Source organism: Micromonospora trifolii, from assembly GCF_050516465.1.
Classification (GTDB): Bacteria; Actinomycetota; Actinomycetes; order Mycobacteriales; family Micromonosporaceae; genus Micromonospora; species Micromonospora trifolii.
Genome location: NZ_CP191526.1, coordinates 4,539,080 through 4,558,025, shown reverse-complemented (window position 1 = coordinate 4,558,025; position 18,946 = coordinate 4,539,080). Strand labels below are relative to the sequence as shown.

Genomic DNA, 18,946 nt, shown 5'->3' with positions numbered 1-18,946 from the left:
GGCGCGGCGGGCTGGGGTCAGCTGATCAAGGGGCGGAAGGCGCCTAGGAGGATGCTCGTGGTGAGGGTGGCTGCGGCGAGGACGGCGGACCCGGCGATGAGGAGGACGTCGGCGCGGGTGAAGTGCTGCCGGCGGGCGACGGTACGGGGTGTGCCGGCGTCGAAGCCTCGCGCGTCCATCGCCACCGCCAGCCGGGTGCCTCGACGGATCGCCCCCACCAGCAGCGCGAACGCGGTGGAGGTGAAGAGCCGCAGCTTCGCCACCGGGTTGCGTCCCGCGTCGACGCCCCGGGCGCGTCGAGCCATGCTGATCATCTGCCACTCCTGACCGAGCAGCGGCACCAGCCGGAACGCGGCCAGCGCCCCGATGGCGAACCGGGCCGGCGCCTTCGCGTTCTGGATCAACGCGTCGGCCAGGTCGGTGGGGTCGGTGGTCGCGAAGACGATCACACCGGGCAGGGCCACCGCGAACACCCGCAGCACCAGGCCGAGCGCGGTGAGCAGGACGCCGGTGCTCACCAGCACCGGTCCCGCGTCCAGCAGGACCCGGCCGGACCGGTCGGCCGCGAACAGCACCAGGGTGACCAGGATGCCGGCGGCACTGAGCAGCAGTGGCCAGGCCCGTCGGGCCAGCACCCGGTAGCGGATGCCGAACAGCGGCAGGACGGCCAGTTCGAGGGCGATGGCGATCGCCGGGGCCACCGGGTCGAGGGTCGCCAGCAGGGTGAACGAGAAGACCAGTGCGGCGGCGACCTTCGCCACCGGGTTGCGGCGGGCCAACGGCGCGTCCGGCGCGGCGACCGGCTCGATGCTGATCATCGCTGGTCGTCCGGGGCGCGGTGCAGGGTGACGGTGCGATCGGCGAGCGCGGCGACGAAGTCCGCGTCGTGGGTGACAGTGACCACGCCGTGCCCGGCGTCGCGTAGGTCGGCGAAGAGGTCGACCAGCTCCCGCCAGGTCCGCCGGTCCTGGCCGAAGGTGGGTTCGTCGCAGATCAGCAGGCGTGGCGCGGTGGCCAGGGCGGTCGCCACGCTCAGTCGCCGCGCCTCGCCACCCGAGAGGGTGTACGGGTTGGCGGCGGCGAGCCGGTCCAGCCGCAGCCGGTCCAGCAGCCCGGCCACGGTGTCCTTGACGGCCGCCTCGGGTTGACCGGTGCGGCGCGGGCCGAGCGCCAGCTCGTCGAAGACCGTGCTGGTGACGAACTGGTGCTCCGGATCCTGAAAGACCGACCCGATCCGTCGGGCCAGCGCGGGCGCCCGCCACCGGTGCGGGGGAGTGCGGTGGTCCGCGCCGGCCAACTCGGCGGACGCGGTGACCCGCCCGCTGCCCGGCCGGAGCAGGCCGCCGAGCAGCAACGCCAGGGTGGACTTGCCGGCACCGTTCGGTCCGCGTACGGCGAGTGCTTCACCGGCGCGTACCGCCAGATCGGTGTGGCCCAGCCGGGGCGGCAGGCCGAGCCGGTCGGCGGTGAGCAACAGCTCCCCGGGGCCGGCGGTGGCCGCCCGGGGCGCGATGGGGTGACCGGGCACCCAGACCCCCTCGGCGGCCAGGGCGGCGCCGTGGGCGGCGAAGACCGCCTCGGGCGTGCCGTCCGCGCGGACGCCGCCACCCGGTTCCAGGACGACCACCCGGTCGACCAGCGGCAGTGCCTCGGCGACCCGGTGTTCGACCAGGATCAGCGTGGTGTCGGCGTCCAGCGCGCCGGCCACCGCGTGCCGGACCAGCTCGGCCCCGGCCGGGTCGAGGTTGGCGGTCGGCTCGTCGAGCAGCAGCAGGGCGGGGCGCAGGGCCAGCGCGCCGGCCAGGGCGAGGCGTTGCTGCTCGCCGCCGGAGAGCGCCGCGGTGTGACGGTCCCGGGAGTACGGGAAGCCGACCCGGTGCAGCGCCTCGTCCACCCGGGGCCAGATCTCGTCGGCCGGCACACCCCGGTTCTCCAGCCCGAACGCGACGTCGTCGCCGCAGCGCGTCATCACCAGCTGGGTCTCCGGGTCCTGGAAGACGATGCCGACCCGTTCCCGCCCCTTGCGCGGGTCGAGCCCGTCGATCTCGACGGTGCCCTCCTGCTCGCCGGAGTCCTCGGGAAGCAGCCCGGCCAACGCGCTGAGCAGGGTGCTCTTACCGGCCCCCGACGGCCCGAGCAGCAAGACTCGCTCCCCAGCCTCCACCCGCAGGTCAACACCCCGAACAGCCCAGGCGCGCCGCCCCGCGTGCCGCCACCCGAACCCCCGCAGCAGTACCCCGCCCACCAAACCCACCCCCTCCGGGCCGCGCGCCCCGCCTCCACCCTGCACGGTCGATCATGAGATTGACGGTGGTTATGAAGATCCATCCGCCCGTCAACCTCATGATCGACGCGAGTTGGTTGGGTCAGATCAGGGCTCGGTTTCGGCCTGCTGGGAAGCGGTCCAGGACGCCGGTGTTGGCCAGGGCCTGGGTTAGCAGCCAGCCGCCTAGGCCGGCGATCACGGTGGCACTGACGATGGTGAGCAGCGCGTACGGGATGCGGTAGTCGGTCAGTGCGTAGTCGACGTTCCAGACGAAGAAGTCGAACAGTGCGGCGCTGAGGCCGGTCAGCGCGCCCGCGAACACCGCGGTCGGCAGCCGGAACGACCGGTACCGGAAGGCGGCGAAGGCCAGCTCGGCGCCGATGCCCTGCACGATGCCCTGCGGGATCACCGTGCCGGCCCACTGGCTGCCCAGCAGCGCGGACAGGACCGCGGCCACGGTTTCGCAGTAGAGCGCGGCGCCGGGCTTGCGGATGACCAGCCCACCGATCACCGCCGGCATCAGCCAGACGCCGTAGAGCAGCGTCTGCGCCGGCGGGAAGAAGGCGAACGCGCCCTCGGTGGCGCTCCAGACCAGGCCCCAGGCCCAGAAGATGACGCCGAAGGCGACCGCGATCACCGAGGCGACCACGATGTCGATGGTGCGCCAACGGTGTGTGTCGGTGGTGGATCTCATGTGTTGCTCCCAGTTCGTGAGTGCGAACCAGGAGAAGACGCACGCCGCGTCCGGTGGCACCGGACTGCGGCGCGGCTGGAGGTCGACCGAACTCCCTGCGCTGGCATTACCCAGATCAGGTTCGAGGGTCTGCGGGCGTGCCCGCACTCTCAGCGCTGTGCGCTCCCCTGTCGGATATGAAGTTGTCTCGCTGACGCTAACACCGACCAGGGTCGCGGGCCCAGCAGGGCATCCGCCTGACCTGCGGGAGCGACCGGCGCACCGCCGTCTGGGTACGCTTCCGATCATGCGGGTTGACGCGCGAGGCTTCACGTTCGAGGTGACCGTCGGCGGTCCGACGGACGGCGTACCCGTCCTGCTGCTGCACGGTTTCCCTCAGCACAGCGGCGAGTGGGACGACGTGGTGCCGGCGCTGCACGCGGGTGGGCTGCGCACGTACGCGCTGGACCAGCGCGGTTACTCACCCGGTGCCCGGCCCACCGCGGTGGCCGACTACCGCATCCCCGAACTCGTCACCGACGTGGTGGCGGTGCTCGACGCGCTCGCGCTCGACGCCGTGCACCTGGTCGGCCACGACTGGGGCGCGATCGTGGCCTGGGGGGTTGCCGCCCGGCACCCCGAGCGGGTCCACACGCTGACCGCGGTGTCCGTACCGCACCCGGCGGCCATGGCGCACGCCCTGAGCACCGACGCCCAACAGAAGGCCCGGTCGTCGTACATCGCGCTGTTCCGCAAGCCCGACAAGGCGGAGAAGGTGCTGCTGGCGTGGCACGCCACCGCGCTGCGCAAGCTCCTCGGCGGGGTGGGCGACACGTCTCGGGTGAACCGGTACGCCGACCCGATGCGTGAGCCGGGGGCGCTCACGGCCGCGCTGAACTGGTACCGGGCGATGTCCCGCGCCGACCTGGCCGGCGTCGGCCCGGTCGCGGTGCCCACCACGTACGTCTGGAGTGACCGGGACGTCGCCATCGGCCGGACCGCCGCCGAGGCGTGCGCGCAGAACGTCACCGGGGACTACCGGTTCGTGCAGCTGCCCGGGGTGAGTCACTGGATCCCGGACGCGGCGCCGGCCCCGCTCGCCGAGGCGATCCTGGCCCGAGCCGGCGGAACGGCCTGAGCCGTGCGGGTCAATGAAGGAAAGTCATCGTGACGACGGACGCCGGCGGGCCGGGCAGCCGTCGCTCGATCGCCGCGCAGCTGCGCGTGCTGGGCGTACGCCCGGGCGCGACGCTGCTGGTGCACGCCTCGCTGCGTCCGCTGGGCTTCATCAGCGGCGGTCCGCACGCGGTGGTGCTCGCCCTGCGCGACGTGCTCGGCCCGGACGGCACGATCGTCGTGCCCACCCACACACCCGACAACAGCGACCCCGCGCAGTGGCGCAACCCGCCGGTGCCGGCGGGCTGGTGGCCGCTGATCCGCTCGGAGATGCCGGGCTTCGACCCGGCGGTCACCCCGAGCCGGTTCATGGGTGCGCTCGCCGAGACGGTCCGCGGCTGGCCCGGTGCGCTGCGCAGCTCCCATCCGCACGTGTCGTTCGCCGCGCTCGGCCCGGCCGCCGAGCAGGTGGTGGCCGGGCACACCCTGGCGGACATGCTCGGCGAGGGCTCCCCGCTGGCCCGCCTCTACGACCTCGACGCCGACGTGTTGCTGCTCGGCGTGGACCACTCGGTGAGCACCTCGCTGCACCTGGCCGAGTACCGCTGCCCCGGCTCGCCCCGGGAGCGGATCGGTGCCGCCGTGCGTACCGCCGACGGTGGTCGGGAATGGGTGTGGTGGCAGGACGTACGACTCGACGCGGACGACTTCGCCGCGTTGGGCGGGGACCTGGAGGCCACCGGGGCGGTACGCACCGCACCGGTCGGCACCGGGACCGGCAGGTTGATGCGCCAGCGGGCGGCGGTCGACTTCGCGGTTCGCTGGCTGGCCCGTAATCGAACGACGGAGGACGTATGACGGTGAGTGCCGAGGACTACCTGGCCGTGGTGACCGAGACGATCGGCCAGGTGGCCGCCAGTCAGCGGGAGGCGGTGGGGCGGGCCGCCGATCTGATCGCCGAGGCCGTCCGAGCCGATGGCGTGGTGCACGCGTTCGGCACCGGGCACTCGGAGGCCCTCGCCATGGAGATCGCCGGCCGGGCGGGCGGTCTGGTGCCGACCAACCGGATCGCGCTACGCGATCTGGTGCTGCTCGGCGGCGAACCGGCCGACCGGCTGGGCCCGCTGCTGGAACGGGACCCGTCCGTCGCGCACCGCCTCTACGAGCTGGCCCCGGTGCGTCCCACCGACGTCTTCGTGCTCGCCTCGAACTCCGGGGTCAACGGCGCGATGGTGGAGTTCGCCACGCTGGTGAAGGAGCGCGGGCACGGGTTGGTGGCGATCACCTCGGCGCGGCACTCCGGCCGGATGACCTCCCGGCACCCGTCCGGGCGCAAGCTGAGCGACCTCGCCGACGTGGTGCTCGACAACGGCGCGCCGTACGGCGACGCGACGCTGCCCCTGCCCGGTGGCGGCGCGGTCGGCGCGGTCTCCTCGATCACCGCGGCGCTGCTGGCGCAGCAGGTGACCGTGGAGGTGGTGGCGCGGTTGCTGGCGGCGGGGGAGCGGCCCCCGGTCTACCTGTCGGCGAACATCCCGGACGGCGACGCGCACAACAACGAGTTGGAAGCGCGGTACGCGGGCCGGATCCGACGCGGGTCCTGACACGGTTCCGGTGGCCGACTTGCGTCGCCGAGATGAACGGCAGATGTCGTGAACCTGTTTCGCGCTCGGCCGGGTGGGGCATTGGCGTTGCTGCCGGCGGCCGGGACCGCCGGCAGTAACGTCTCACCGGAGGTAGCGCGTGTCCAAGGAGACCGAGAAGCAGCGCTGGCAGCGCAACTTCGCCGACCTGCTCCAGGAGTTGCGGGTCGCCCAGACCGGCGTGCAGATCCTCTTCGCCTTCCTGCTCACCCTGCCGTTCAGTAACGGGTTCACCGAGACCACGGAGTTCCAGCGCGACGTCTACATCGTGGCGTTGCTCGCGGCGGCCGCCGCCACCGCGCTGATCATCTCGCCGGTGGCGTTCCACCGGGCGCTGTTCCGGCAGGGGCGCAAACCGGAGCTGGTCCGCTTCGCGCACCGGATGGCCACCGGCGGCCTCGCCTTCATGCTGATCGCGATGGTCAGCGCGGTGCTGCTGATCACCGACTTCGTGCTGGACCGGCCGATCGCCTTCGTGCTCAGCGGCCTGGCCGGAATCTGGTTCCTCACGTTCTGGGTGGCCCTGCCGTTCGCCCGACGCAACTGGGGTGAGGACGACATCGACGACGATGACGACGACCCGGACATGATCAGCGGTCGCTGACCGCGCCGATCTTCACGCAGCGCTACCCCTGGGTAACAACCGGGGGTAGCGTGGCAATAGTCGCGCACGTCGACGCAGCCGCACCGAGCTTCGAGGGGGCAGCCGTGACCACGACGCAGGATGGCCGACCGGCACCGGACGGCCCCGACTCCGAAACCACGGCCGGCGCCGCCGCGCCGCTGCCCGCGGAAGCCGGGCAGGTCACCGAGAAGGAGGCCCGGCAGGTCGCCGAGGCCGCCCGCGAGTCCACCTGGGACCGGCCCAGCTTCGGCAAGGAGCTGTTCCTCGGCCGGTTCCGGCTCGACCTGATCGACCCGTGGCCCCGATCCGATCCGGACGACGTGGCTCGCGCGGAGGAGTTCCTTGGTCGGTTCCGCGCCTTCCTGGCCTCCGAGGTGGATGGTGAGGCCATCGAACGGGACGCGTCGATACCCGACTCGGTGTTCCACGGCCTGGCCGACCTCGGCGCGTTCGGCATGAAGATCGACCGGAAGTACGGCGGGCTCGAGCTGAGCAACCTGCACTACTGCCGGGCGCTCATGCTGGCCGGCTCGGTCAGCCCGGCCATCGGCGCGCTGCTCTCGGCGCACCAGTCGATCGGGGTGCCGCAGCCACTGAAGATGTTCGGCACCACCGAGCAGAAGCAGCGCTTCCTGCCCCGGCTCGCCGCCGGTGAGGTGTCCGCGTTCCTGCTCACCGAGCCGGACGTCGGCTCCGACCCGGCCCGGCTGGCCACCATCGCCGAGCCGACCGAGGACGGTACGGGTTACCGACTCAACGGGGTGAAGCTCTGGGCCACCAACGGCATCGTGGCCACCCTGCTGGTGGTGATGGCCCGGGTGCCGGCAACGGAGGGCCGTCGGGGCGGCATCACCGCGTTCGTGGTGGACGGTGACAGCCCCGGCATCACTGTCGAGCGGCGCAACGAGTTCATCGGCCTACGCGGCCTGGAGAACAGCCTCACCCGGTTCCACGACGTGATCGTCCCCGCCGAGAACGTCATCGGCGGCGAGGGCAAGGGGCTGAAGATCGCCCTGACCACTCTGAACACCGGCCGGCTCTCGCTGCCGGCCATGTGCGTGGGCGCCGGCAAGTGGGCGTTGAACGTGGCCCGAGGGTGGGCCGCCGACCGCGTCCAGTGGGGACGGCCGGTGGGCGAGCACGAGGCGGTCGCGCAGAAGCTCTCCTTCATCGCCGCCACCACGTACGGCATGGAGACCATGCTCGACCTCTGCTGCCTGCTCGCCGACGACGACCGCAACGACATCCGGATCGAAGCGGCACTGGTGAAGCTGTACGCCAGCGAGATGGCCTGGAAGATCGCCGACGAGCTGATCCAGATCCGGGGTGGGCGCGGCTACGAGACGGCCGACTCACTGGCCGCCCGAGGCGAACGCCCGGCCGCCGTCGAGCAGATGCTGCGTGACCTGCGGATCAACCGGATCTTCGAGGGTTCCACCGAGATCATGCACCTCCTGATCGCGCGGGAGGCGGTCGACGCCCACCTGTCGGTGGCCGGCGACATCATCGACCCGGACGCGGGGCTGGGCCGCAAGGCCCGAGCCGGCGCGCGAGCGGGCGCCTTCTACGCGAAGTGGCTGCCCACCCTCGCCGTCGGTCGGGGGCAGAGCCCTTCGGCGTACGCCGAGTTCGGCCCGCTCGCCGCGCACCTGCGCCAGGTGGAGCGCTCGTCCCGCAAGCTGGCCCGGTCGACGTTCTACGCGATGTCCCGCTGGCAGGGAAAGATGGAGCGCAAGCAGGCGTTCCTCGGCCGGGTGGTCGACATCGGCGCCGAGTTGTTCGCGATGTCCGCGGTCTGCGTCCGGGCCTCCGCCGAACGGGACAGCCGCCCGGAGAACGTCGAGCTGGCCGACCTGTTCTGCCGGCAGGCGCGGGTGCGGGTGGACGCCCTGTTCGCCGCACTCTGGGACAACACCGACTCGGTCGACACCGCCGCCGCGAAGCGCATCCTCGCCGGCCGCTATGCGGGCTTGGAGGAGGGCGTGCTCACCCCGTCCGACGAGCTGCCCTGGGTGGCCCGCTGGTCGCCCGGCCCGTCCACCGCCGAGGACGTCCGCCGCCGCATCCCCCCAAAGCCCTGACCAGCTCGGTCAGCGGGAGACCGCCCAGGCCAGCACCCCCGCCAGGATCAGACCGTTGAGCCCGGCCAGGGCCAGGTACGCGGCGGGTGGGATCTTCTTGCCCCGGCGGACGAAGGAGACCAGAACGGCGGCGTAGCCGAGCAGCAGGACGGCGATGACGACGAGGAAGTAGAACACCCGACGACCTTAACGACACCCTCGTCGGGCTGAACCTGCGCCCGGCCGAGCGACTGTCCGTCAACCCACCCCTGCCTGGTCGATCATGGAGTTATGGTGGGTCACAAAGGATCATATAAACACCCAAACTGGGCACCACAACTCCTTGATCGACGGGGCTCAGCGGCCCCGGCCGCGTAGGCCGAGTTGGCGCAGCTCCAAGGCCGCCAGGGCGTCTACTGTCGCGTCGTCGCCGCGCCGCCACGCCTCGGCGACGTCCGGACCGATCCGGGTCAGCTTGCCCAGTGGTTGGGTGGCCAGCGCGCGTAGGGCGAGCAGGTCCCGGCCAGCCGGCCCGGCGGCCAGTTTCGCCGCTGATCCGGCCCGGCGCATCCAGCGGACCCGCAGCGGCAGCCAACCGAACAGCACGATGCCGAGCGGGAAGATCAGCACCGCGATGGCGAGGGCCAGGGCGAGCTGGTCGACCAATTGCTGCTGGTCGCGTCCGGCGTCGGCGAGCGATCGGGCGGCGTCGGCGGCGCGCTGGAACGGTGCGGTGAGTTCGTCGCCGACCAGTGGCACCCGCCCGACCTTGCTGCCGGCGTCGCCCAGGTTGTCGGCGAGCCCACTGCCGGCGCCCTCCAACTTCTGCCCCGGCACGGCGAGCTTCTGCACCAGGTCGTGCAGCCACAGCGCGCCGCGGATCACCACGTACACCCAGGCGACGACGAGCAGGTCGGTGAGCAACTGACGGGCGGCGGTCGGAAACCGATCGGCATAGATCTTCACGCCGGCCAGCGTGCCACGAACGCCCCGCCCGGTGTACCCGTGAAGTGAGCCCGGATCGCGATCGACCGGGGCGCTGGTGGTCAGCGCGGGCAGGTCGGGCAGGTGCCGAAGATCTCCAGGGTGTGGCTGACGTCGGCGTAGCCGTGCTGCGCGGCGACCCGATCGGCCCAGCTCTCCACGGCCGGACCGGCCACCTCGACCGTACGCCCGCACACCCGGCAGACCAGGTGGTGGTGGTGCCCCTCGCTGCACCGGCGGTAGAGGTGCTCGCCGCCCGGCGGACGCATCACGTCGATCTCACCGGCGTCGGCGAGCCCCTGGAGGGTGCGGTAGACGGTGGTCAGACCGACCCGCTCGCCGCGCTGCCGCAGCATCGCGTGCAGGTCCTGAGCGCTGTGGAAGCCCTCCATCTCGCCCAGCAGCGCGCTCACCGCCGACCGTTGCCGGGTGTTGCGCACCGCGGCGCTGCTCTCGCTCATGATCCCTCCCCGGCGTGGCTGACCGCGTCCGCCACGATGTGCGCGACGTGCTCGTCGACCAGGCTGTAGGCGATCTCCCGGCCTCGGCGGGAGCCGCGCACCACGCCCGCCCCGCGCAACACCCGCAGGTGCTGGGAGACCAGTGGTTGCGCCGCCCCGAGCTTCTCCACCAACTCGTGCACGCACCGCTCGCCGCCGGCCAGCTCACTGACGATGGCCAGCCGAATGGGCGCGGACAGGGCGCGGAGCAACTCGCTGGCCCCGTCGAACCCGTCGTAGCCCGTGGCGCTGGTCATCCTGCAACGGTAACCAATACCACCGACGTCGCGCTGATCAGGCTCAGCTCAGCACGACCTCGTGCGGTTCCGGGGTAGGCGCGGCGGTCGGCGTCGTCCGGCGGCGCACGACCCGCCAGGCAGCGCCGGCCACGGCCACCACCAGGAACGAGGCGATCGCCACCAGCACCACCGAGGCGCCCGGCGCGGTGTCCGCCGTGGCCGCCACCCAGACACCCGAGCCGGCGGCGAAGAGCCCGAGCGCCATCGCGGCGGCCATCGTGCTGCGGAAGCCCCGGGTGACCTGCTGGGCGGTGGCGACCGGCACCACCATCAACGCGCTGATCAGCAGCACTCCGACGGCCCGCATGGCGATGGTCACGGTGACCGCTGTGGCGACCGCGATCAGCAGGTTCAGCGTGCGGACCGGCAGGCCGGAGACCCGGGCGTACTCCTCGTCGTGACTGACCGCGAAGAGCGCCGGCCGCAACGCGATCATCGTGACCAGGATCGCCGCGCCGAGCACCGCGATGGTGGTCAGGTCGGCGGGCGAGATGGTGGTCAGCGACCCGAACAGGTAGGCGTTGAGGTTCGCGCTGGTCGCGTCGGAGAGGCCGACCAGGAGTACGCCGCCCGCGATGCCGCCGTAGAAGAGCAGGGCCAGGGCCAGGTCACCGGAGGTACGCCCCCGGGCCCGGACGATCTCGATGGCGATCGCGCCGATGGTGGCGGCGATCACCGCGACCAGCACCGGTGAGCGGTTGAGCAGCAGCCCCGCCCCGACGCCGGTCAGCGCCACGTGCCCCACACCGTCGCCGATCAGCGCCAGCCGGCGCTGCACCAGGTAGATGCCGAGCGCCGGCGCGGCCAGGCCGATCACCAGCGCGCCGATCAGGGCGCGCTGCATGTAGGGGTACTGGAAGAGTTCCATGGGTCAGTTGCTCCACAGCCCGGCGGGCTCGTCGTAGCAGTGCGGGTGCACGTGGTCGTGGTCGGGCTCCGCGTGATGGCCGGCCGGGTCCGGCACCGCGCCGTCGTGGGCGATGCGACCCTCGTGTACGACGACAGCCCGGCTGATCACCGGTCGCAGCGGGCCCAGCTCGTGGGCGACGAGCAGCACCGTTCCGCCGTCGGCGACGAAGTCGCGCAGTGCGCCGGCGAACGCCTCCTGGCTGGCCGCGTCCACCCCGGCGGTGGGCTCGTCGAGAACCAGCAGCTCCGGCTGGCCGGCCAGGGCGCGGGCGATCAGGGTGCGCTGCTGCTGGCCGCCCGAGAGCGTGGAAACCGGGTCACCGGCCCGGTCGGCGAGCCCGACCGCGCGTAGCGCGGTGTCGACGGCGGACCGGTCGGCTCGACCCGGCGGACGCAGCACCCCCCGACGGGCCAGCCGGCCGGAGGCCACCACCTCGCGGACGGTGGCCGGTACGCCGCCGCCGGCGCCCAGGCGCTGCGGGACGTACCCGATGCGTGCCCACTGCCGGAACCGGCGCAACGGCCGGTCGAAGAGGGTGACCGAGCCGGCGCTGATCGGCACCAGCCCGAGCACGGCGCGGATCAGGGTGGACTTGCCCGAGCCGTTGGCGCCGAGGATCGCGACCACCTCGCCGGCGGTCACGGTGAGCGAGATGTCCCGGAGCACGGGACGGCCGTCGTAGCCGACCACCCCGTGCTCGACGGTGATGACAGGTGAGGTCACGAGCAGCTCAAGGCCGTCTGCAGGGTCCGCAGGTTGGTGCGCATCACCGAAAGGTAGTCCCCGTTGCTGCCGGCGGCGAGCCCTTCGATCGGGTCGAGCACGGCGGTCTTCGCGCCGACCTGACCGGCGATGGTCTCGGCCACCTTCGGGCTGACCAGGGTCTCGAAGAAGATCGTGGTGGCGTGGTGCTCCTTGGCCTCCTCGATCACGTGCGCGAGGCGCTGCGGCGAGGGCTCGACGTCCGGGCTCAGCCCGGTGATGCCGACCTGGTCGAGCTGGTAGCGGTCGGCGAGGTAGCCGAACGCGGCGTGGCTGGTCACGATCTCCCGCCGCTGGCAGGTCGCCAGACCGTGCTTGAACTCACCGTCCAGGGTCGTCAGGTCGGCGCGCAGGGCTGCCGCCCGGGAGGTGTAGTCGGCGGCGTGGTCCGGGTCGGCCTTGCCGAGCCGCTGGGCGAGCTGGTCGCCGATGCCGGCCAGCCGGGTCGGGTCGAGCCAGACGTGCGGGTCCTTGCCGCCGCTCTCCTCGGCGTGCCCCTCCTCGCCCTCGTGGTCGTGCCCGCCGGCGGACGCGTCCAACAGTGGCTGCACGCTGGTCACGTCGAACGCCCGGTCGCCGCCGTTCTGGGCCACGGCGTCGTCCACCGCCGGCTGGAACCCCTTGAGGTAGACGATCAGCTCCGCGTCGCTGACCTCGCCGACCTGGCTCGGGTTGAGTTCCAGGTCGTGCGGCTCAGCGCCGGGCTTGGCCAGGTTGGTCACCCGGACCGCGTCGCCACCGATCCGCTCGGCCAGGAACTGGAGGGGGTAGAACGCGGCCACCACGTCGACTCGCTGGGGATCGGCGCCGGCGGCACCACCGGTGGAGCAGCCGGCCCCGGCGCTCAGGGCGAGGAGGGCGGTTGCGGCGGCGAGGACACGGTACGTGGCGCGGTTGGTCATGTCGTCAACTGTCCGTGGCAACGATAATGATTGTCAAAAACGCATGATTGCATGTCAGAGGAGCTTCGCGAGGCCCACCGTCACCAGCAGGGTGAGCATCACCAGTCGGATCAGCCGGGTTTGCGGTGCCTGAACCGCCCATGTCGTCGCCAACAGGGTGATCAGGACCCCGGCGAGCGCGAGCGTGAGCAGCCCGCCGATCACCCCGGGCGTGAAGAACGCCACCAGCACCACCACCAGGGTGAGCAGGAACACCGACGTCGGGTTCGCCCCGGCCAACCGGGCGAGCAGAGGGCGCTGCGTACGCTGCATCCCACAGACTCTACGAGGAGGAACCCCCGGTGCTGGTGACCAACCGGTTCGTGGTCGACGTCGATGCCGCCGACGGCTTCACCGAACGGGCGCACGCCGCCCTCACCGCGCTGGCCGCCCGGCCCGGCTACCTGCGCGGCCAACTGGTCCGGGCGCTGGACGACCCCCGGCACTGGTCACTGGTCACCGAATGGGAGTCGGTCGGCACGTACCGGCGGGCGCTCGGCGCCTTCGAGGTCAAGGTCAGCGCCGTGCCGCTGCTCGCCGAGTCCGTCGACGAGCCCTCCGCCTACGAGGCGCTGGCCACCGCCGCCCCCGGCGGGGCCGTGGTCGTCGCCGACAGTGATCGGGCTGCGGGTCCTTACCGCTGAGCCGCCGGACACTACGCTGCTCCTATGACCGCACCCGCCCCGCCACCCGGTCCCGGGGTGGCTCCGCCGTTCGCCGCGCCGCCCACCGAGGGCCGCCGGACTCGGCTCTGGATCGGCCTCGGCGTCGGCGCGCTCGCCGTGGTGCTCTGCTGCGGCGGGGGTGGCACCGCCGTCGTCGGCCTGGCCGTCAGCGGAGTCCAGGCCATCCGCGAACAGGCCCGTACCGTGACCGGCGACTACTACCAGGCGCTGGTCGAGCGGAACTACGGGCGGGCGTACGACCAGCTCTGCGACGACGCGCAGCGGCGTGAGTCCCGGCCGGAGTTCGAGCGGCGCGCTGCCGCCGAGCCGCAGGTGACCGCGTTCCGGGTGGGTGAGGTGGACACCACCTACCTGACCGTGCCGGTCGACGTGACCCTCGACGGTGGCGACCGGGACCGGCAACAGGTCAGCCTCGGCCAGGACGGGCAGACCGGCGGCGTGGAGGTCTGCGAGGTCAGCTGACCCGTCCCCGGTATTCTGCTGGGCTCGGGGGGACGGTGGTCGTACCGTTGTCCCCGAACCGACCGTTCCATCCACATCTCGCCCCCGCCGACCGCCAGCCGGCGTAGGAGGAAACATGCCAGCCGACCGTATCGACGCCGTCGTCAGCCTCGCCAAGCGCCGAGGCTTCGTCTTCCCCTCCAGTGAGATCTACGGAGGCACCCGATCGGCGTGGGACTACGGCCCGCTCGGCGTGGAGCTCAAGGAGAACGTCCGCCGGCAGTGGTGGAAGACCATGGTCCAGCAGCGCGACGACGTCGTCGGCCTGGACTCCGCGGTGATCCTGTCCCGCAAGGTGTGGGAGGCGTCCGGCCACATCGCCGAGTTCGTCGACCCGCTCACCGAGTGCCAGTTCTGTCACAAGCGGTTCCGGGCGGACCACCTGGAAGAGGCGTACGCCGAGAAGCACGGCAAGCCGCTCACCTCACTGGCCGAGCTGAACTGCCCCAACTGCGGCAACAAGGGCACCTTCACCGAGCCGAAGATGTTCAACGGCCTGATGAAGACCTACCTGGGCCCGGTGGAGAGCGACGAAGGGCTGCACTACCTGCGCCCGGAAACCGCGCAGGGCATCTTCGTCAACTACAAGAACGTCGAGACGGTCGCCCGCAAGAAGCCCCCGTTCGGCATCGCGCAGACCGGCAAGTCGTTCCGCAACGAGATCACGCCGGGCAACTTCATCTTCCGGACCCGCGAGTTCGAGCAGATGGAGATGGAGTTCTTCGTCGAGCCGGGCACCGACGAGCAGTGGCACGAGTACTGGCTCCAGGAGCGCTGGAACTGGTACCTCGACCTCGGCCTCTCGGCGGACAATCTGCGCCTGTTCGAGCACCCCAAGGAGAAGCTGTCGCACTACTCGAAGCGGACGGTCGACATCGAGTACCGCTTCCAGTTCGGTGGCACCGAGTTCGCCGAGCTGGAGGGTGTCGCCAACCGCACCGACTTCGACCTCTCCACGCACAGCAAGCACTCCGGCGTCGACCTGTCGTACTTCGACCAGGGCAAGAGTGAGCGCTGGATGCCGTACGTCATCGAGCCGGCTGCGGGTCTGACGCGCGCGGTGCTCGCCTTCCTGCTGGAGGCGTACGACGAGGACGAGGCGCCCAACACCAAGGGCGGCGTGGACAAGCGCACCGTGATGCGGTTCGACCCGCGGCTCGCCCCGGTCAAGGTGGCGGTGCTGCCGCTGTCCCGCAACGAGGCGCTGTCGCCCAAGGCCAAGGACCTCGCCACGCTGCTGCGCAAGCGCTGGGTGGTGGAGTTCGACGACTCGCAGGCGATCGGGCGTCGCTACCGCCGGCAGGACGAGATCGGCACCCCGTTCTGTGTGACGGTCGACTTCGACACCCTGGACGACAACGCGGTGACGGTGCGCAACCGGGACACCATGGCCCAGGAGCGCGTCTCCCTGGACCAGGTCGAGCGCTACCTGATCGAGCGTCTCCCCGGCTGCTGACGCGCGCCGAGGGGCGGGACGCGAAACAAACCGCTGGGCGGTTCGCGGGCCGATGAAATTAATTCAATGCCATCTTTCGATATCTTGGTCTGAATCGAAAGAAGGTGGGGACGACATGGCAAAGCGGATTTCCGTCCTCCGCTTGTTGGCGGCTGCGTCGGTTGTCGCGGGGCTGTCGGCGCTCTCGGGGTCCACGGGCCACCGCATTGCCGCCCAAGCTCCCTCGGCCGAGGCTGCCGCCCACGCCACGCCGTCGCCGAGCGCGTCATCCGTGTCGCGCGGATCGGCCGGTGCGGTCGCCACGTCCACGCCGCCCGAGTCGTCCGTCGGGGGGATGATCGAGGCCGCTCAGTCGAGGATCGAGCCACCGGTCGCATCCCGTCGCGCTATCGCGCGGGGTGCGGCCCCGGCGGTCCCGGCATCCCCAGCATCCCCGGCGGTTCCGGCATCCCCGGCGGCCCCTGCGGCCCCTGCGGCCCCCGTGACACGTCTTTCCCCCGTCACGGCGATCCATTCGCAGAGCACGATCGACCGGGGAGCGCTGGTCACCTGGACGACCTCGCCGACGTGCCTCCTCGCGGGGCACGACACCATGGGTTGGGCATGGCTGGACGACCTCCCGGCAGGGAGGCTGGTGCGGGTCGTGTCAGGGCCGTGCTCGGGCACCTACCAGGTGGTCGGGCACCGTTGGCAGCCGCGCAAGGGCGGTGCGCTGCCCCACTGGATGAGCCGATACGACCTCGTGCTCCAGACCTGCACGGGGCGGAGCGGGACGGGATTCAGCACCGCCCGACGAGTGGCCCGGTAAGGCCCGTTCGGTTCGGCCAGGGCGTCGAGCCGAGCGCTCGCCCTCCGGCAGGCATAGGGGGAGGAACCCCTCCGTATACTTGCAGGGTGAGTGATGTGGCGGTGGCGGCCGGACGCCCGTTGACCCTCGGTGGCCACCAGGTGTGGCCGCCGGTCGTGCTCGCGCCGATGGCCGGGATCACCAACATCGGGTTCCGTCGGCTCTGCCGGGAGCAGGGCGGCGGCATCTACGTCTGCGAGATGATCACCACTCGGGCGCTGGTCGAGCGCAACCCGAAGACGCTGCGCATGATCGCCTTCGGCGACGACGAGAAGCCCCGCAGCCTCCAGCTCTACGGCACCGATCCGGAGATCACCGCCGCCGCCGTGCGGATCGTCGTCGAGCGCAACCTGGCCGACCACATCGACCTCAACTTCGGCTGCCCGGTCCCCAAGGTCACCCGGCGTGGCGGCGGCGCGGCGCTCCCGTGGCGGCGCCGGCTCTTCGCGCGACTCGTGCGGGCCGCGGTGGCCGCCGCGTCACCGTCCGGCGTGCCGGTAACTGTCAAGATGCGCAAGGGCATCGACGACGACCACCTGACGTACGTCGAAGCCGGGCTCGCCGCCCAGGAAGCCGGCGTGGCCGCGGTGGCCCTGCACGGGCGCACGGCGGCGCAGCGCTACTCGGGCACCGCCGACTGGGACGCGATCGCCACCCTGAAGCAGGCCCTCGACGTGCCGGTGCTCGGCAACGGCGACATCTGGGAGGCCGACGACGCGCTGCGCATGGTGGCCCACACCGGCGTTGACGGCGTGGTCATCGGGCGCGGCTGCCTGGGCCGACCGTGGCTGTTCGCCGACCTGGAGGCCGCCTTCAACGGTCGGCCGGAGCGGCGGCTACCCACCCTCGGCGAGGTGGCGGTGACCATGCGCCGGCACGCCGAGCTGCTGGTCGACCAGTTCACGGCCGGCGCCCGCAACCCGGCCCGAGGTGAACGGGACGGTTGCACCGACTTCCGCAAGCACGTCGCCTGGTACCTGAAGGGCTTCCCGGTCGGCGGCGAGCTGCGCCGCTCGCTGGCGATGATCGAGAGCCTGGCTCAGCTCGACGACCTGCTCGGCAAGCTCGACCCGGCGGAGCCGTTCCCGGTGACCGCCCTGGGCCAGCCGCGCGGGCGTACCAACTCGCCCGGCAAGGTCTTCCTGCCGGAAGGCTGGCTGGCCAGCCGGGACGACGACACGGTCCCCGAGGGTGCCGAGATGGACGACTCCGGCGGCTGAGCCCCTGGCCGGTCGGGCGGAGACGCCCCGCGGTCGCCCTCCGGAACGCGGCATGCAGCAGAGTCCGTGCCGGCGCGCCGGTCACCTCCGAGCCCTCGGGTCGCGGCGCTCGGTCTTTCCTCGACACTCCGCGCCGAGGCTGGGCAGGTGAGTTCGGCGCCCTATCGAGCCGATGTCGTGAACGAATCACCAGCTCGACTCGGTCGGCCATGCCCCTGATTCGTCTACGACATCAGCTCCAAAGGACCCGTGACGCAGTCCGTGGGGTGGCCCGCCGTGGTCGGGTGGTTCGGTCCGATGGGTGGCTTGCCGGGGGTGGGTGGCGTGATCAGCTCGGCATGCCGAAGGGCCGGGCCCCGTGGTGGGGTCCGGCCCTTCGGTGTGTGCGTGGTGTGGGGGTCAGCTGGTGGCGTAGCCGCGGGTGGCGATCCAGTCCGCGAGGTGCTCGACGCTGATCCAGTAGGAGGCGGTGTTCGGGTCGGCGGAGTCGGCGATCTTCACCGTGTCGCCGTTGTCGCGGTAGCCGACGACGCTGATGTAGTGCCCGCCTTCGTAGGAGTGGGTGGTGCCGTCGGTGTCGGTGCTGGTGCCGGCGATGTTGGCGACCACGGCCCGGCCGTTGTCGACGGTCTTGACGACGTCGGCGCGCAGGGTGTCGGTCTGCTTGGCGTCGGCGTCGGGGGTGCTGATTTCCACGGACCGGTAGGCGTTGGTCTTGCCGGTTTCCTTGTTCAGGACGGGGGTGATGTCGTTGATGGAGTTGGTGCCGGCCTCGGTGGTGCCCATTTCCTTGGCCATGTCGTCGACGTTGATGTTCTTGCCCTGCACGGACAGGGCGTTGCGGGTGGCGGCGGGGCCGCAGTAGTAGAAGTTCGGCTGGGCCTCGTAGCGCACGCCGAGTTCCCGCTCACCGTGACCCTTGCGGTCGGTCTGGGTCTGCGTGGTCGCCTTGGCGGTGCTCGGTGCGGCGAACGCGGTGGTGACGGGGCCGGCGATGGCTCCGCCGGTGAACGCGAGGCCGGCGGCGGTCAGGGCGGTCTTACGGATCAGATCGGTACGCATGATGGCGTGCTCCTCTGCATCGGGGGTGCCCACACAACCCCTGGGGGGGGTGGATGGTTGTGCGGGGGGAAGTTCGGGGGGTTCTGCCCGGTGACCCGCGAGGGGGTCGGCGTCGGGACAGGGTGTAACGGGTGCCGGTGGCGGATCATTCCGCCTGCCCGTCGGCCGGCTGGGGTGCTCGGCCGTGCCGGGGGTCGGCCGTTGTGGTGCTCGGCCGTGCGGGGGATGTAACCGGGGTGGCCTGCCGGGTGTTCCCGGCGGCTGCTTCCGGCGGGAGGCCTGACGGCGGTTCCCGGCGGGGCCGGCGCACCATGACCCGGGCTGTTGCGGTGGTCTGCCAGGTATAACGACCCGGCCCGGTCGCCGATTCCGCAGCCGGGGTGGCCCCGACCACC

Annotated in this window: 21 protein-coding genes and 1 riboswitch; of the genes, 9 read left to right on the top strand and 12 right to left on the bottom strand. The window is 71.7% G+C overall.

Going from position 1 to position 18,946, the window contains the following annotated elements; all coding sequences use genetic code 11:
* Positions 1-17 precede the first annotated feature (17 nt).
* From ACQRWP_RS21085 to ACQRWP_RS21075, 3 genes are all read right to left on the bottom strand, one after another.
* The gene (locus tag ACQRWP_RS21085) at positions 18-818 is read right to left on the bottom strand and encodes an energy-coupling factor transporter transmembrane component T family protein (protein ID WP_430497145.1); all 801 of its coding nucleotides are present in this window, start codon (positions 816-818) and stop codon (positions 18-20) included.
* Complete coding sequence (locus ACQRWP_RS21080; RefSeq protein ID WP_430497143.1) at positions 815-2,245, bottom strand: ABC transporter ATP-binding protein; 1,431 nt, start codon at positions 2,243-2,245, stop codon at positions 815-817. Before ACQRWP_RS21080 ends, ACQRWP_RS21085 begins: the two co-directional genes overlap by 4 nt.
* Before the next feature lie 121 nt (positions 2,246-2,366).
* Positions 2,367-2,960: an ECF transporter S component gene (locus ACQRWP_RS21075; protein ID WP_430497141.1), complete on the bottom strand. Its 594-nt coding sequence runs from the start codon at positions 2,958-2,960 to the stop codon at positions 2,367-2,369.
* 74 nt (positions 2,961-3,034) lie between these two features.
* A riboswitch (TPP riboswitch) is annotated at positions 3,035-3,139 on the bottom strand.
* A 107-nt stretch (positions 3,140-3,246) separates the two neighbouring features.
* Here ACQRWP_RS21075 and ACQRWP_RS21070 point away from each other — a divergent pair.
* The 5 genes from ACQRWP_RS21070 to ACQRWP_RS21050 all read left to right on the top strand — a co-directional run bounded on the left by ACQRWP_RS21070 (position 3,247) and on the right by ACQRWP_RS21050 (position 8,404).
* On the top strand, positions 3,247-4,077 hold the full coding sequence (locus ACQRWP_RS21070) for an alpha/beta fold hydrolase (RefSeq protein ID WP_430497139.1): 831 nt from the start codon (positions 3,247-3,249) through the stop codon (positions 4,075-4,077).
* Between the two features lie 29 nt (positions 4,078-4,106).
* Entirely contained in the window at positions 4,107-4,913 is an 807-nt protein-coding gene (locus ACQRWP_RS21065; protein WP_430497137.1) for an aminoglycoside N(3)-acetyltransferase, read from the top strand.
* Positions 4,910-5,659 (top strand): sugar isomerase domain-containing protein, encoded by a 750-nt coding sequence (locus tag ACQRWP_RS21060; protein ID WP_410815423.1) that lies wholly within the window; start codon positions 4,910-4,912, stop codon positions 5,657-5,659. Before ACQRWP_RS21065 ends, ACQRWP_RS21060 begins: the two co-directional genes overlap by 4 nt.
* A 139-nt stretch (positions 5,660-5,798) precedes the next feature.
* Positions 5,799-6,302, top strand: coding sequence for a DUF6328 family protein (locus tag ACQRWP_RS21055; protein WP_430497135.1), 504 nt, complete (start codon positions 5,799-5,801; stop codon positions 6,300-6,302).
* Positions 6,303-6,406: 104 nt separating this feature from the next.
* On the top strand, positions 6,407-8,404 hold the full coding sequence (locus tag ACQRWP_RS21050) for an acyl-CoA dehydrogenase family protein (protein ID WP_430497133.1): 1,998 nt from the start codon (positions 6,407-6,409) through the stop codon (positions 8,402-8,404).
* A 9-nt stretch (positions 8,405-8,413) separates the two neighbouring features.
* Here the strand turns inward: ACQRWP_RS21050 and ACQRWP_RS21045 are convergent, their stop codons facing one another.
* The 8 genes from ACQRWP_RS21045 to ACQRWP_RS21010 all read right to left on the bottom strand — a co-directional run bounded on the left by ACQRWP_RS21045 (position 8,414) and on the right by ACQRWP_RS21010 (position 13,052).
* Positions 8,414-8,581 (bottom strand): hypothetical protein, encoded by a 168-nt coding sequence (locus ACQRWP_RS21045; RefSeq protein ID WP_167337361.1) that lies wholly within the window; start codon positions 8,579-8,581, stop codon positions 8,414-8,416.
* A gap of 159 nt (positions 8,582-8,740) precedes the next feature.
* Positions 8,741-9,349 carry a hypothetical protein gene (locus ACQRWP_RS21040; RefSeq protein ID WP_430497131.1) on the bottom strand — a complete coding sequence of 203 codons (609 nt, stop codon included), beginning with the start codon at positions 9,347-9,349 and terminating at the stop codon, positions 8,741-8,743.
* A gap of 80 nt (positions 9,350-9,429) precedes the next feature.
* The gene (locus tag ACQRWP_RS21035) at positions 9,430-9,828 is read right to left on the bottom strand and encodes a Fur family transcriptional regulator (protein WP_091409697.1); all 399 of its coding nucleotides are present in this window, start codon (positions 9,826-9,828) and stop codon (positions 9,430-9,432) included.
* Positions 9,825-10,124, bottom strand: a complete 300-nt coding sequence (locus ACQRWP_RS21030) for an ArsR/SmtB family transcription factor (protein WP_030338189.1) — start codon at positions 10,122-10,124, stop codon at positions 9,825-9,827. The genes ACQRWP_RS21035 and ACQRWP_RS21030 overlap by 4 nt, the downstream gene beginning before the upstream one ends.
* 43 nt (positions 10,125-10,167) lie before the next feature.
* Entirely contained in the window at positions 10,168-11,034 is an 867-nt protein-coding gene (locus ACQRWP_RS21025) for a metal ABC transporter permease (RefSeq protein ID WP_430497128.1), read from the bottom strand.
* Positions 11,035-11,037: 3 nt separating this feature from the next.
* The gene (locus tag ACQRWP_RS21020) at positions 11,038-11,799 is read right to left on the bottom strand and encodes a metal ABC transporter ATP-binding protein (RefSeq protein ID WP_196929961.1); all 762 of its coding nucleotides are present in this window, start codon (positions 11,797-11,799) and stop codon (positions 11,038-11,040) included.
* Positions 11,796-12,740, bottom strand: a complete 945-nt coding sequence (locus ACQRWP_RS21015; protein WP_430497125.1) for a metal ABC transporter substrate-binding protein — start codon at positions 12,738-12,740, stop codon at positions 11,796-11,798. Before ACQRWP_RS21015 ends, ACQRWP_RS21020 begins: the two co-directional genes overlap by 4 nt.
* A 54-nt stretch (positions 12,741-12,794) precedes the next feature.
* Complete coding sequence (locus ACQRWP_RS21010) at positions 12,795-13,052, bottom strand: hypothetical protein (protein WP_425698852.1); 258 nt, start codon at positions 13,050-13,052, stop codon at positions 12,795-12,797.
* A 29-nt stretch (positions 13,053-13,081) separates the two neighbouring features.
* Between ACQRWP_RS21010 and ACQRWP_RS21005 the strand changes: the two genes are divergently transcribed.
* From ACQRWP_RS21005 to dusB, 4 genes are all read left to right on the top strand, one after another.
* Complete coding sequence (locus tag ACQRWP_RS21005) at positions 13,082-13,423, top strand: antibiotic biosynthesis monooxygenase family protein (RefSeq protein ID WP_112642190.1); 342 nt, start codon at positions 13,082-13,084, stop codon at positions 13,421-13,423.
* 24 nt (positions 13,424-13,447) lie between these two features.
* Positions 13,448-13,927, top strand: a complete 480-nt coding sequence (locus ACQRWP_RS21000; protein ID WP_124823385.1) for a hypothetical protein — start codon at positions 13,448-13,450, stop codon at positions 13,925-13,927.
* A 115-nt stretch (positions 13,928-14,042) separates the two neighbouring features.
* Positions 14,043-15,422, top strand: a complete 1,380-nt coding sequence (locus tag ACQRWP_RS20995) for a glycine--tRNA ligase (protein ID WP_203124314.1) — start codon at positions 14,043-14,045, stop codon at positions 15,420-15,422.
* 894 nt (positions 15,423-16,316) lie between these two features.
* Positions 16,317-17,489 carry a tRNA dihydrouridine synthase DusB gene (gene dusB, locus ACQRWP_RS20990; RefSeq protein WP_430497121.1) on the top strand — a complete coding sequence of 391 codons (1,173 nt, stop codon included), beginning with the start codon at positions 16,317-16,319 and terminating at the stop codon, positions 17,487-17,489.
* A gap of 399 nt (positions 17,490-17,888) precedes the next feature.
* Here the strand turns inward: dusB and ACQRWP_RS20985 are convergent, their stop codons facing one another.
* Complete coding sequence (locus ACQRWP_RS20985; RefSeq protein ID WP_430497120.1) at positions 17,889-18,551, bottom strand: C39 family peptidase; 663 nt, start codon at positions 18,549-18,551, stop codon at positions 17,889-17,891.
* Positions 18,552-18,946: the final 395 nt, after the last annotated feature.

Bases quoted from the DNA above. Each gene is read 5' to 3' on its own strand.
- ACQRWP_RS21035 (WP_091409697.1), bottom strand. From the start codon at position 9,828: ATGAGCGAGAGCAGCGCCGCGGTGCGCAACACCCGGCAACGGTCGGCG.
- ACQRWP_RS21015 (WP_430497125.1), bottom strand. From the start codon at position 12,740: ATGACCAACCGCGCCACGTACCGTGTCCTCGCCGCCGCAACCGCCCTC.
- ACQRWP_RS21030 (WP_030338189.1), bottom strand. From the start codon at position 10,124: ATGACCAGCGCCACGGGCTACGACGGGTTCGACGGGGCCAGCGAGTTG.
- ACQRWP_RS21085 (WP_430497145.1), bottom strand. From the start codon at position 818: ATGATCAGCATCGAGCCGGTCGCCGCGCCGGACGCGCCGTTGGCCCGC.
- ACQRWP_RS21025 (WP_430497128.1), bottom strand. From the start codon at position 11,034: ATGGAACTCTTCCAGTACCCCTACATGCAGCGCGCCCTGATCGGCGCG.
- ACQRWP_RS21010 (WP_425698852.1), bottom strand. From the start codon at position 13,052: ATGCAGCGTACGCAGCGCCCTCTGCTCGCCCGGTTGGCCGGGGCGAAC.
- ACQRWP_RS21070 (WP_430497139.1), top strand. From the start codon at position 3,247: ATGCGGGTTGACGCGCGAGGCTTCACGTTCGAGGTGACCGTCGGCGGT.
- ACQRWP_RS21000 (WP_124823385.1), top strand. From the start codon at position 13,448: ATGACCGCACCCGCCCCGCCACCCGGTCCCGGGGTGGCTCCGCCGTTC.
- ACQRWP_RS21075 (WP_430497141.1), bottom strand. From the start codon at position 2,960: ATGAGATCCACCACCGACACACACCGTTGGCGCACCATCGACATCGTG.
- ACQRWP_RS21060 (WP_410815423.1), top strand. From the start codon at position 4,910: ATGACGGTGAGTGCCGAGGACTACCTGGCCGTGGTGACCGAGACGATC.
- ACQRWP_RS20995 (WP_203124314.1), top strand. From the start codon at position 14,043: ATGCCAGCCGACCGTATCGACGCCGTCGTCAGCCTCGCCAAGCGCCGA.
- ACQRWP_RS20985 (WP_430497120.1), bottom strand. From the start codon at position 18,551: ATGCGTACCGATCTGATCCGTAAGACCGCCCTGACCGCCGCCGGCCTC.